The sequence below is a fragment of the Blautia sp. AF19-13LB genome (assembly GCF_003479105.1).
Classification (GTDB): domain Bacteria; phylum Bacillota; class Clostridia; order Lachnospirales; family Lachnospiraceae; genus Fusicatenibacter; species Fusicatenibacter saccharivorans.
The window spans coordinates 1-12737 of record NZ_QUGO01000025.1; the positions used below are offsets into that span (position 1 = coordinate 1).

Genomic DNA, 12737 nt, shown 5'->3' on the forward strand with positions numbered 1-12737 from the left:
GAATCATAGTTTTATAAATGCTTACGATTTCTGCTCTTTGCTAAAGTTAATGACATTGCCATTTTACGGGATGTTATATCATCCCAAAATATTTGAATGCTTCTCGGATTGCTTTCTCTTTTTCCGGTGGACACAGAGGCTGTCTGGAATCTTCGGACTTCGGCAGATTGTAGTTCTTACCAACCTCAATCCCACATTTCCGCTTAATCTGTGAGATATACAGGTTTGATACCTTTAATCCGCTATGTTCCAGTACATAGTCCTTGATCTGCGTGTAGGTTGCCCCATCTTGAAATTCGGACATATCCATATCTTCTAAAGAGAACTCAACCCGAATCTTTTTCGAGTCGACCTCACCCTTGGAAAGCAAAACAACCGTCTCAACGGTATTCCCTTTGTCCCACAAAAGCTCCGTAACTTCCCCGCCATCCTTGAACACCGGAAAATTCAGACCAATCCGCTTTAGCGGATATTCAGACTCGTCATTCCTGTAAATTTCAATTTCCTTAATCAAGGCTGTGACCACATTTCTCTTTTCTTCGTCATTTATTATATTATAAACGCAGTCGAAATTCACCATGATTTTGTAAATATTCTCAAGAGTAATTGCCTGCTGCTTAATTGCATCTCGCCGAAGTCTGGCATCTTCGATTTTTTCCTCCAGCTCAACAATGACATCATATAGGGAATCTAACCGCAAGGTCATATCATGGAGCTTTCGTTCCCGGTATTTTGCATCAGCAGGGAGACTGTCAATTTCCCGTTCCAATCTTGTTTTATTCAGATCAACTTCCTTCAGCTTTGCCTGATAGCCCTCCAGTTCTTTATCCACTGCTTTCGTGTCAATCTGAACGCCAATCCGTTTTTTAATGGCTTGGGCATATTCCTCATTCCTTACGATCTCACGAATTGCCTCAATGACCATCGGTTCAATATCAGTCTTTTTCAGCATTGCCTTATATTCACAATGCTTACCCCTGACCATCCTATTCCGACTACATACATAATAGTAAATTTCTTTGTAAGTGCCATCTTTATTTGTCCATGCGTGTTTATTCGTATACATGGGACTTCCACAAACCGGGCATTTCAGCAGACCTGATAACAAATGAACTCGATCCCGCCCAATTTTTGACGGTTGCTTTACTCCGGTTCTAAGACGCTTGGCATGAGCCTTTTCCCATACCTCCTCACTAACGATTCCTTTATGTTGTCCCTCTGTCAGAATGTAATCGTCATTTCTTTTCATCTGGTAATCGTTTTTTGTGCCTTTGACTTTTTCCTTCGTTCTCCGTCCATAAGCAATTTTACCGCAATAAACCGGGTTATCCAATATCAGTTTAATAAAATGTCCTGTCCAATCCTCTAATGTGCCATTCTGCCTCGGAATTTTCCGTATACCTTGTAAGTTCAACTGATTCGCAATACCACCCAAACCAATTTCCGATGAAGTATATAATTCGAAAATTTTCCGTATTGCCACAGCTTCTGTTTCTTCAATCATCAGCTTGTTATCTTCCAGTGTATATCCGTAGGGAGCAAAGCCACCATTCCATCCACCTTGCCGTGCCTTTTCGCGCCGCCCGTTCATCGTCTGCTCGATAATATTCTCACGCTCAATCTCAGCCACAGCAGATAGTACAGAAATCAAAAGTTTTCCGCTTGTCTGAGAGGAATCAATTCCTTCTTCTATGCAAATCAGATTTACACCATAAGATTGAACCAACTCCAAAGAGTTAAGTATATCTGCTGCATTACGGCCAAACCGTGACAGCTTATACACTAAAATATAGTCAATGTCCAAGCCATCCTCAATATCTCTGAGCATTTTTTGAAAGGCAGGCCGTCCCTCAATGGATTTACCGGATTTACCGGCATCTTCATAAGTATCAACAACGATCATTTCCTCACGATCCGCAAATCGTGTCAGCATATTTTTTTGACCTTCCAGGCTGTATCCGTCCACTTGCATCTCTGTGCTGACCCTCGGATACAAAACACAGCGTTTTCCATATCGGTTCATAATTCATACCTCCAAAATTTACTTTTGGAAAATATCCTATGTAAAGCTGCGATTCTCACGCAGCTCCGTCAACCTCGCCCAGCACTCTCATACCATATTTCTCGATGATATGTGCCAGCGAAGTGATAAACGCTTCAAATTTTTGTTCCGCCAGAAGTTCTTCTGACCGGATTTCATCTGAAGGAATCAATGCGCTTTTATTCTGGATATTCTCCATTCAGAATCACCTCCGCAATTCCTAACGAAATTATAACTCTACTTGCACAGCCTGAAAATGATACGGGCCTTTCGGCACTTTTATGTAATCCCCAGACTGCACAAGAGCGTCTTATTTATATTTTCCATGTCATCCTTGTTTAGATGACCAATATAGTTTTTTAACCTCGACTTGTCGATTGTTCTGATCTGTTCCAGCATAACAACAGATGGTTTCACCAAACCGCATCTGTCATTTAAGTGGTAATGCGTGGGGAACTTTCTGCTTTTTTTGCTTACACTGGTAATTGCTGCAATAATAATCGTAGGACTGAAACAATTTCCCACATTGTTTTGAAGAATGAGTACAGGACGAGAGCCACTTTGTTCGGAGCCGATACCAGGGCTTAAATCAGCCGAATATATGTCACCTCGATGGAATTTTTCAAACATCACTCTCGCCTCCTTAATATCTTAATACTTAAACAGCCGCACCAGTCTGAAAGAAATCTTCGGATAAAAACCTGGTGCGGCTACTGTTATTCTGTTCGGATTACTCGTCATATTTGCCACGCATCCCTGACGCCGGGGACAGAACAGGTCTCCGCTGGCGCGGCTGTCATAACTCCGCAGCGTCGTTCGTAGCGTGCGCCGCAGGGTTCCCCCCAAGTCTTTGGCGGGCCGTGAGGAAGTATCTTTAAGCCCCCGCGCCCTCATCGCGCCGGATGTGCCACCATCCGGGTCACAGGGACGTTGATCGCTCCGAAACAGCTTGTCCATCACCTCCTGGCTGCTCCATCTTCGCGGCGTCCTGCACTCGCTCATGCGCGGGTTATGTACCTGTTCTGCCGTGTATTCAGTTGTCAAAGGTCAGCGAAAGAAAAGCTCCTTCTTGACAGCCATGACAAAAACAGGCGATTTGTCCTGTCTGTACTGCGATTTATTTGAAAAAAATATTTTGCCTTGTCCCTTCATAGAAGCTGCGGACAGCGCAAGCTCCTTACAAGCACAATAAAATAGGTACTATCGTACTCAAAAACGCCTTTTATGAGGTTCTTCCCGCAAGGAAATGGGCACGATAAAATATGATTAAGGAGACGATAGTGCCTATGGAACTGATAAAAGAGCTGGGACGAAGGATACAAAAAGCGCGTAAGGAAAAAGGATTGACGCAGCAGGAACTCGCAGATCTGAGCCACGTTTCTCTAAAGCACGTTCAAGGCTGCGAAAGAGGGGTGAAGAATCCTTCTTTTGAGGTTCTGCGCGCTTTTTGCAAAGTCTTGAATTTATCTTTAGATTCCCTGATGAATCTCGATCTGCCTGAAGATGAGCAAGCCGCCAACGATATGCGGCAGCTTTACCTTTCGTGCCCTCCGGCTGCCAGAAAAGTGCTGTTAAACTCGACCCGTGCGTTGACTGATGAGCTAAAAGAGATGGTGCAGACGGCTGGGGTTGACCCAGATGAACATTTAGAGAATAAGTAAGCCGGTGGAGGAAAAAAAACCCCCACCGGCTCTCTTTTTGCCGCTATGCGGCGGTCAGGTTATTGGGCCGTATCCAGCAACCGCGCCAGCTTCTTCAGTCCGCGCCGGATGCTCTCCCACACGCGGCGGCGGTCAGCACCCTCGATCCGGGCGATCTCGGCCACCGTCATGCCCAGGTAAAACCGCGCGTAGATACGCCGGGCCTGGATGGCGGTCAGCTGCATCAGCGCGGCATACACTTCCTGCCGCAGCAGCTTCTGCTCCAGGACTTCCTCCGGGGTGAGTGGCCGGTTGAGGGCATCGTTTTCAATGCCATCCTCCCGGTTCAGAGAATAGTGAGCCTTGTGCCGGAACTTCCGGCGTTCATAGGCGGCATCGTCCTGCTCCTGCCCCCGGATTGCGGCCACGACTTCCTCGGCCACGTCTACAAAGACATCGGTTTTATACACATCGGGATACAGTTCCCGAAGATTGATCTTCTGCATTATGTACCTCCATTTCGATTCACGGGTTGACGGGTGAACCGAAATGAAGGCGGTGAGCGACACCTTTCGGGGAAATTCCCGAAAAAACGACAAACAAAAGCGCCAGCATCCGAAGAACGGCGGCTGGCGCTGCTAAAAGAGGAGTTATGACGCTTATAGACCAGCCACGATAGTGCCTGTTCATAAGCAGATGGGGGCCGATTGACGGTCAGGCTTTTTTTGACAGGTAAATTCCTGCCGAATTATGTCGAAGCGGTCTTTGCTTCACGGCGGCTCCCTCCTAAAGCCGCCGTGTCAGCGTGTAGTCGTCACTCCTTTGTCGAGGGCATAAGGAACGGCGGCCTTGATGTTACTCAAAACCGCCGCAGTACCCGGAAAATCCATTTTGGGCGCACAAAGCTGCCTGCCCTGCAACGGTTTTTTTCTTTCCCCGTCTTGCGGGGCAGGATCGCTTGGATTATTCGGTTTTAGTCTTGCTCTTGTTCGGCTGCCTCTTTCAGTCGGTCAAAACTCTCATCGCTGATGATGTGTTCAATACGACAGGCATCGGCCTCCGCAGTTTTGGGGTCAACGCCTGCGGTGATAAGCTGCTCGGTAAAGAAGCAGTGACGCTCGTAGATTTTTTCGGCAACTTCCCGGCCAACATCGGTCAGATGGAGAAAGTGATCTTCGTCCATCATAAGAAAGCCGCCGTCCCGCAAGGTAGCCACTGCATGGCACACGCTGGGCTTCGTGACCTCCATGTGCCGGGCCACATCTACGGAGCGCACTATACTGAGCTTCTTTTGGAGAACAAGGATGGTTTCCAGGTAGTCCTCCCCGGACGCATGAAGTTTCATCTGAACCTCCTTTACTGAGCCAACTTCCAGCCGATGGCCTCCTGTCTGGCCGATACAAAGTCGGCATACAGGCCCTTCTGCTGGATCAGCTCCGCATGAGTGCCGCGCTGGACGATATGAGCGTTGTCCAGTACAAGGATCTGATCGGCGTTGCGGACGGTTTTCAGCCGGTGGGCAATCATGATGATAGTCTTGTCATGGGTCAGCGCCTCAATAGCCCGCTGCAATTCATCCTCATTTTCCGGGTCAACACTGCTTGTCGCCTCGTCCAAAATGATGATGGGTGCGTCCTTCAGTATGGCGCGGGCGATGGAAATCCGCTGTTTCTCGCCGCCAGACAGAGTGCCGCCGCCCTCGCCAATCACAGTGTCATAGCCATCCGGCAGGGCAGAAATAAAGTCATGGCAGCAAGCCTTCTTCGCCGCCTCAACCACCTGCTCATGGGTGGCGTCCGGGCAGCCAAACTTGATATTGTTCTCAATCGTATCTGCAAAGAGGTATACGCTCTGGAACACCATCGAGATATTCTTCATCAGGCTGTCCAGCTTAAAATCCCGTACATCCGTACCGCCTATGGTAATCTTCCCGGCATTCACATCCCAAAAACGGGCAATCAGGTTGCACATCGTTGTCTTTCCTGCCCCGGAAGGGCCGACAATGGCCGTAGTCGTTTTTTCGGGAATGGTAAAGCTGACCTGATCTAATATCTTGCGGTCTGCGTAGGAAAAATCCACCTTGTCAAACACGATCTCGCTGGACTTCGGCGTAATGTCAGCGCCTTTCTCGTCCATCACCGGCGTGTCATCAATGGAGTTTGCCGTATCCATCGAGGCCGCCAGCATTTGTAGCAGAGAGGCCATATTCCCGGCGTTCTCCAAATCGTTGAACACCATGAAAGAAGCAATCACCAAAATCAAGCCGTAGGCCAGCGACAGGGAGCCGTCCAGCCAGAACCAGACCGAGGCCAAAAGCAACAGGACGCTAAACACCCGGACAACGGCCTGTTTGATGGCGTCATAGGGAACACTGGCCCTTGTCAGTTTCAGGTTGTCCCGGCAGCTCGCCTTAATTGCACTGCCGATAGACTGCGTGCTGTCCCGTTCCAGTCCAAATGCTTTGACAATTCCCATCCCCTGAATGTACTCCAACACAGACTCCACAAGGGACTCCTGTGTGTGCTGGCGTACCCCGCTGAGCGCGGCAGATTTGCGAAGCGCTAGTTCCGCCGCCGCAAGGTAAATCAGGACACCGGCAGCGGCCACAAGACCGATCCGCCAGTCAAATACCAACAGGACGATGACGAGGGCAACCGAGTTGAAAAAACCGCCCAGCACTGACACCAGGACACGGGCTGCTGAGTTCTCTACATCACCCAAAGTTGTTGTGACAATGGCGGTAATATTCCCGATACTATTCTTGTTGAAGTAGCCCATCGGGATGTAGCGCAGCCGATCTCCGATGTGGATACGCTTTTCCGCCACCATGCAATAGCCGGTTTCCGTCTGCTCCATCGTGGAAAAATAGGTCGTGATGATACGCCCAATGAGGGAAACGGCCATAATTCCCAGCGAAATGCAGATAAACTTTCCGTCCCGGTTGTCAGATACTAACGCGTCGATCACTACAAAGAGGGCGGCAAACTGCATGGCTGAAAACAGCCCGGACAGGAATGAGAATAACAGGGATTTTTTTAGAAGCCTCTTTTTGCTGCCTGCAAAAGCAAAGATTTTTTTCAATGTTCCATACATCTGACAACACCCCCTTACATCTGGTCTTTCGCGCCGATGTGCGCCTGCCACATATCCCGGTAGAGGGGGCAGGTTTCCAGCAGCTTCTCATGCGTACCCTGTGCGTGGATGGTTCCATCCTTCACCACAACGATGTTATCTGCGCCAACAATGGTAGACAGCCGGTGTGCGATCACAATCAGGGTCTTGCCGACAGTTAAAGTGGAAATGGCTTTCTGCACCAGCGCCTCATTCTCTGGGTCGATATAGGCAGTTGCCTCGTCCAAAATGACAACCGGCGCATTTTTCAGCATGGCGCGGGCGATGGCAATCCGCTGGCGTTCACCGCCGGAAAGATGGGAACCGGCGCTGCCGACAACCGTATCATAGCCATTATCCAGCTTGCGGATAAAGGCGTCGCAGCCGCTTTGTTTGGCTGCCTGCTCCACCTCTGCGTCCGTGGCACTGGGTCTTCCCATGCGGATATTCTCCCGGATACTGCGGTTAAACAGGTAGTTGTCCTGAGATACATAGGAAATCTGGTCTGCAATTTCAGACAGCGGCATATCCTTCAGCTCATGGCCGCCGAGGGTAATGCTGCCGGATGTAACATCCCAATACCCGGCAATCAGCTTCGCCACCGTAGACTTGCCGGAGCCGGACGGCCCTACAAGGGCGGTCATGGTTCCGGGGTGGATGGCGAGATTCACATCATGCAAAACCTCTGTTGTCCCGTCATAGGAAAAAGACACAGACCTAAGAGAAATGCCGGTGTCTGCCAGCTTGACCGGCGCATCCTTATGGTTCAGTTCTTCAGCGTTCAAAAGCTGGCTGATTTCTTCCACATTTGTCCCCAATACGGCCAAATCGTCCGTAAAGGTAAAGGCCGCGATAATCGGCCCAACAAGGCCCAGCGAGAAAATTACGATAGACAGGAAAGCGGAAAGTTCCAGGCTACCGGAGAGCCAGAACGCGAAGCCGCAGGGTAGCACACAGATCAACACCGAGGGCAAAATGGCGTTGTAGGCGCTCATGGTTTTCTGGTTTTCTCTCATCCAGTCCACATAGTAGTTGGCATTGTAGTTTACTGCGTCAGAATATTTTTTGTAGGAACCGGCGGATTGACTAAATGCTTTGACTACCTCAATCCCACCAATGTACTCTACAATGGCGTTTGCCATCTGCTTTCCCGCTTTAACCGCGCCCTCCCACTTAACGGGATAGTTCTTCATGCCAGCAGACATAACAGCAAGGCCCACCACCAGCGTGACAAGGGACAGGAGAGCCATGCGCCAGTCCATGACGAATAGATACACGACAATTACCAAAGGCACCAGCACATTTGCAGTCATTTCCGGGATCAGGTGCGCGAAGGTTGGCTCCATCCCTTCTACCCGGTCAACAATCGTCGTTTTATACTGACCGGACGGAGTATCTAAAATCGTCCCCATCGGGACGCGGGCCAGTTTTTCGGTAATATTCTCCCGGAGATCTCGCAGCGTGTAATAGGTCGCTGTGTGAGAAATTGTTGTGGAAAGATTTGAGAATATGACTTTTCCCAAATAACCGCAAAGCGCAATAACACAAGCTGCTGTATAGTGCGAAAAATTCTGATCCCCGGACAACATCAGCGTAACAATATGAGCTACACAGAAATAAGGCACCATCTGGCAGGCTACGCCTAATACCGCAAGGGCAATGCTGCCGATGAATTTCCCGTGATAGGGTTTGCCCCATCCCCATAAGATGCCTATGGGTGACTCCTTCTTTTCCTCCTTCATTTTACAGATACCCCCTTTATGAAATAGTTTCTGATTTTTTCAAGACCCGCCTCATCCATTTGGAATTGGTCAATGATGGAACCGTTCTCAAAATGGACAATATCCGTACAACAGTCTAATATCAACTCAAGATCATGAGTAATGACATACACGGTAATACCCGTGTCCCTGACTTGTCGCAGGACATTTGCAACCTCTTTCATGTGTTTATAATCAAGGCCGCTGGTCGGTTCATCAAAAAATAAAATAGAGCGTTTAGAAGCGATTGCCGAGGCAATCGCTACCCGCTGTTTTTGGCCGCCGGAAAGGGACATGGGGTGTCTGTCCTTGAAGCCTGTCAAATCTAACTTGGCAAGGATTTCTTCTGCTTGTTCTTGATTTTCCTCCTCCATACTGATTAAAACTTCATCCAATACCGTTTCCGTAAAAAGCTGATGATTGACTTCCTGCATTACCATATAACAAGTATTTAACCTATCTTTAGGTCGATAAGTTCTGCCGTTCCAGATAACTTCACCACAACGCTTTTCCAAACCGCAGAAACATCGGGAAAAAGTGGATTTCCCGGCTCCATTATTCCCGATAATACCTACGATACGATTTGCAGGGATTTCACATTCACGAATGTGAAGTGTTTCTGATTCATTTTTGTATGCAAAGCAAAAGTTATGAAGTTCCATTTGTTCTCTGGCCGGCGGCAATGCTTTAGGCGGCAGCAAATCTTCAAGAATAAAGGTGCGTAGCCCTAAATTGACTCTCTGCTGCTCCGTCAGGCGCTCAAACTCTGCTGCGGAGTAATCCTTTTCCACTTTCCCGGCGGTAATATAAATAAAACGATCTGCAAGGCCGCGCAGATAGTAGAGTCGGTGTTCCGATACGATAACCGTTTTCCCTTGCGACTTCCAAAAGGCAAGCGTGGCTCTCAAATCAAGAATAGAAGAAGCGTCAAGATTGGATGATGGTTCATCCATGACAAGTACATCCGGTTCCATAATTGATGCACCGGCACAGGCGATTTTCTGTTTTTCTCCGCCGGAAAGATGGAAAATATTGCGCCCCATCAGTTTCTCTAAACGAAAATCCCGGACGGTTTTTTCTAATCGTTCCCGAATACTTTGCTCCGGCTGGCCGAGATTTTCACATCCGAATGTAATTTCACTGGTCGTATCTACATTAAAAAACTGAGAGCGTGGATTTTGAAATACGCTGCCAACCGTTTTCGCAGTATCATAAATGGGCTGCTCCGAAACTTTTGCCCCGTTCACCCACACTTCTCCGTTCATTTTTCCTTCATAGTAGTGCGGAATTAGGCCGTTAATTAGTCGGGTAATTGTCGTTTTCCCGCAGCCGCTTTCGCCACAAAGCACGATAAATTGGCCATCTTCTATGTTCAGGTTTATATCCTGAACCCCACTGGCACTCTCATTTTCTTCTCCATAAGAGAAGGTCACATGGTCGATCCGTATCACAGGCTCACCTCCTCAAAAAACAATTTGCTGCTGCAATAAAAATAAAACAAAACAGATGATACAGAACAAGATTGCAACCACATCTTGAAAATGAAAACCGATCTGACATACATTTGTGCGTCTAACGGGGGCACCCAGCCCCCGGGTCAACGCAGCAGCAGATAGTTCATCGCCGATCTTCACAACGGATACCATCAATGGAACAAGCCTGTATTCTATCATCAGAAAAGGATTTTTTCCGCCAAAATGGATGTTCCGCATTTTCATTGCGTCCCGGATTGCCTGATATTCTTCGCTGATTGTAGGGAAAAAGCGGAAAATCACAGACATAGGAATGACGATTTTTTCTGTAATGTGCATACGCTCCATTGCACCGATAAATTCACTGACCGAAGTCGATGAAATCAAATAGGCTCCCGTCATGATGCCAGGTGCAAACCGTGTCATGATAGATGTAATCGCAAGCACAATAAAAGAAAGCAGGCCGCTCAATGTTGTAAGGGCTATCCGTTCTAACACAAAACAAGCCACATATAATAGCAAATACTTTCCTGCCGTTTTGAAACGACGCTCCGATAAAATCAACATAAAAGGCACAAGGCTTAAGCAGGGCTTGACAATATTCATAATCCCTTCGTTGCTGGTGCTGAACATCAGTGTCGTAATCGTCAACAATAGGACGAGCTTTGTGCGAGGGTCAAGCAATATTCCTTTTTTATTTTCGGTTGTTGCAGAGAATGATACCCCGTTCATTACACAATTCCCGCTTTAGCAAAATGCTTTTTCAGAAGCGCCTTACCCAACAGACCGCCCAAAATTGCAAAGACAAAAATTCCGGCGATTACCAGAACAATGCTCCACATGGGCATGACAGCCATTACTCGATCAGCGTATTCCTCACCAAAGCTGGCCGCAAAACTGGCCCAGGAGTCCTCTACCATGAAATACATGGGAATGTATGTACCAACCATCCAAAGACTAAATACCGCATAACCAATCACGCTCTTTTTGGCACTTTTATAACCGCCAGATTTCAAGATCAAATCCCCCAGTAAGCCAAAGATCACACCCATTGGTACGCCCCAGAACCCCATGCCGGTCAAACCCATCAGCAAACCACTTAAAATTCCCATTATCGTAACCATGCCGAATTTTTTCACTCTTGTCAGGAACAGCATGAAAGGAATACCTGTAATCAAAGACCACAGGGCACCGAGGATCGGCAGAAAGATGGGTACAAACCCAATGGGGATGGCGACACAGCAGCCAATCACGAAGTAGAGAACGGTGAACAGACCCAGGTTAATCAGGTCCTTCGCTTGTAACTTGTTGCTCATAATGAATACCTCCATTCATTTTTCGGTTAGCACTTTCTAACCTCTTTATAAGATAGCACAGTTAGTTATGGCTCTCTACAACCAATCATCTTTTTGGCTCCAAACAGCAACGAGTTTTTTTGTTGACTGACTTCGTTTGCAATTCTATAATATAATTAAAATCCAAAGCAAAAAACAGGTAGTCGAATGACAGGAGCAGGAAATGAAGATTGATGATATTATAAGAAAATGTATTGAAATACCTGGGATTTCAATACAGCGTAGTGATTTTAGCACAGAGCTGCTCTTAAAGGAAAAAGAAGGGAAAGGCTCAATGACCTTTTTCCCTCTCTTTCCTGGAGTTACTATTGCCTATATCTTTGTAAATTCTCCGACTTGGACAGCACCGAATTTTCGTGAGGATAGCTCCATAGAAAAAGGCCCTTTGCTCTTAAACTACTGTGTAACTGGCCGTTGCGAAATTATCTTGAACAATGAAAACTTTGTATATGTGAAGGATGGAGAAATCTCTTTAACCGAGCGTTTTGCTCAAAAGCAATATGTATATCCGCGCCGCATTTATGAAGGGATGGAATTTTTTATTGATATTGATACACTGACGGCACAAAGCGTATGGGTACAAGGGGAATTTGATATTAACTTTCACAAAGTTGTTGATCGATTCTGCCCTGATGGTGCTACCTACATTTCACCTGCCACCTCCGAAGTCGAAGAAATATTAACAAAACTTTGGAGCCTATTTGATGTTTCAATTCCATTCTCGATTTCACAAATGAAAATATACACATTGGCACTGTTTTCTCTATTGCAAAGTCAAAATGACATTCCTCCATCGCAAGCCTGTACTTTCTTTACAGAAACACAAGTAGATATTGCAAAGAGGGTAGAAAAAATTATTACTTCCGATTTGCGTCAACATCATCCAGCCTGGGAATTGGCAGCACAGTTTTCTGTCAGTGAAACCAGCTTAAAAAATTACTTTCGCGGTGTTTTCGGGCAAAATATATCCATTTATCTGCGAGAAGTCAGAATGAAGAAAGCAGCAGAATTACTTGCTACCACAAGACTCTCCGTAGCTGAAGTAGCAGAGCAAGTCGGTTATATGAACCAAAGCAAATTTGCATCGGTTTTCAAAAAACAGTTTGGACTATCGCCGCTGGAATATAGGCGTTCAAAGAATTTGGAAAACTGATAAGACTAAGGCCGGGATTTGCCGTTTGTCAGCAAAATCCCGGCCTTACTTATACTTAAAATTTCATGCGTAAATCAATTCTTGAAAAATAACTTCCTCCGCCTGTGCTTTCAGCGTGTTCATCAGCCCCACCCAGCGCATGGGGTCACGGGCTTTCAGTTCCTCGGTGACGCCCGCCGCCTCCATCATGTGGGATAGTTAGAAC

At 47.1% G+C, this 12737-nt stretch carries 13 protein-coding genes and 1 pseudogene; 2 read left to right on the forward strand and 12 right to left on the reverse strand.

What is annotated here, in order from left to right; translation table 11 throughout:
- Positions 1-73: 73 nt before the first annotated feature.
- The 4 genes from DWX32_RS17260 to DWX32_RS20270 form a co-directional block, all read right to left on the reverse strand.
- Positions 74-2023, reverse strand: coding sequence for a recombinase family protein (locus DWX32_RS17260; protein ID WP_118618201.1), 1950 nt, complete (start codon positions 2021-2023; stop codon positions 74-76).
- 55 nt (positions 2024-2078) lie between these two features.
- On the reverse strand, positions 2079-2240 hold the full coding sequence (locus tag DWX32_RS19910) for a hypothetical protein (RefSeq protein WP_004797315.1): 162 nt from the start codon (positions 2238-2240) through the stop codon (positions 2079-2081).
- Positions 2241-2320: 80 nt separating this feature from the next.
- The gene (locus DWX32_RS17265; RefSeq protein WP_002576184.1) at positions 2321-2671 is read right to left on the reverse strand and encodes a type II toxin-antitoxin system PemK/MazF family toxin; all 351 of its coding nucleotides are present in this window, start codon (positions 2669-2671) and stop codon (positions 2321-2323) included.
- Positions 2672-2692: 21 nt separating this feature from the next.
- Positions 2693-3043 (reverse strand): hypothetical protein, encoded by a 351-nt coding sequence (locus tag DWX32_RS20270; protein WP_243037622.1) that lies wholly within the window; start codon positions 3041-3043, stop codon positions 2693-2695.
- 284 nt (positions 3044-3327) lie between these two features.
- On the opposite strand from DWX32_RS20270, the gene DWX32_RS17275 reads away from it, so the two are divergent.
- A complete protein-coding gene (locus DWX32_RS17275; RefSeq protein WP_004797313.1) occupies positions 3328-3702 on the forward strand; it encodes a helix-turn-helix domain-containing protein in 375 nt (124 codons plus the stop codon).
- Between the two features lie 59 nt (positions 3703-3761).
- Here the strand turns inward: DWX32_RS17275 and DWX32_RS17280 are convergent, their stop codons facing one another.
- From DWX32_RS17280 to DWX32_RS17310, 7 genes are all read right to left on the reverse strand, one after another.
- The gene (locus tag DWX32_RS17280) at positions 3762-4187 is read right to left on the reverse strand and encodes an RNA polymerase sigma factor (RefSeq protein WP_117502735.1); all 426 of its coding nucleotides are present in this window, start codon (positions 4185-4187) and stop codon (positions 3762-3764) included.
- Positions 4188-4654: 467 nt separating this feature from the next.
- Positions 4655-5026, reverse strand: a complete 372-nt coding sequence (locus DWX32_RS17285) for a metal-dependent transcriptional regulator (protein ID WP_097770152.1) — start codon at positions 5024-5026, stop codon at positions 4655-4657.
- Positions 5027-5037: 11 nt separating this feature from the next.
- The gene (locus tag DWX32_RS17290; protein WP_117502736.1) at positions 5038-6774 is read right to left on the reverse strand and encodes an ABC transporter ATP-binding protein; all 1737 of its coding nucleotides are present in this window, start codon (positions 6772-6774) and stop codon (positions 5038-5040) included.
- A gap of 14 nt (positions 6775-6788) precedes the next feature.
- Positions 6789-8534, reverse strand: a complete 1746-nt coding sequence (locus tag DWX32_RS17295) for an ABC transporter ATP-binding protein (protein WP_117502737.1) — start codon at positions 8532-8534, stop codon at positions 6789-6791.
- Positions 8531-10003, reverse strand: coding sequence for an ABC transporter ATP-binding protein (locus tag DWX32_RS17300; protein ID WP_117502738.1), 1473 nt, complete (start codon positions 10001-10003; stop codon positions 8531-8533). Before DWX32_RS17300 ends, DWX32_RS17295 begins: the two co-directional genes overlap by 4 nt.
- 12 nt (positions 10004-10015) lie before the next feature.
- Positions 10016-10756, reverse strand: a complete 741-nt coding sequence (locus DWX32_RS17305) for an energy-coupling factor transporter transmembrane component T (protein ID WP_117502739.1) — start codon at positions 10754-10756, stop codon at positions 10016-10018.
- Positions 10756-11340 carry an MptD family putative ECF transporter S component gene (locus tag DWX32_RS17310; RefSeq protein WP_117502740.1) on the reverse strand — a complete coding sequence of 195 codons (585 nt, stop codon included), beginning with the start codon at positions 11338-11340 and terminating at the stop codon, positions 10756-10758. Before DWX32_RS17310 ends, DWX32_RS17305 begins: the two co-directional genes overlap by 1 nt.
- A 202-nt stretch (positions 11341-11542) precedes the next feature.
- On the opposite strand from DWX32_RS17310, the gene DWX32_RS17315 reads away from it, so the two are divergent.
- Positions 11543-12532, forward strand: a complete 990-nt coding sequence (locus DWX32_RS17315) for an AraC family transcriptional regulator (RefSeq protein WP_025490807.1) — start codon at positions 11543-11545, stop codon at positions 12530-12532.
- Positions 12533-12595: 63 nt separating this feature from the next.
- On the opposite strand, the pseudogene DWX32_RS17320 reads toward DWX32_RS17315, so the two are convergent.
- Positions 12596-12730 (reverse strand): annotated as a pseudogene (locus DWX32_RS17320) (TnpV protein); the annotation flags it as partial.
- Positions 12731-12737 lie beyond the last annotated feature (7 nt).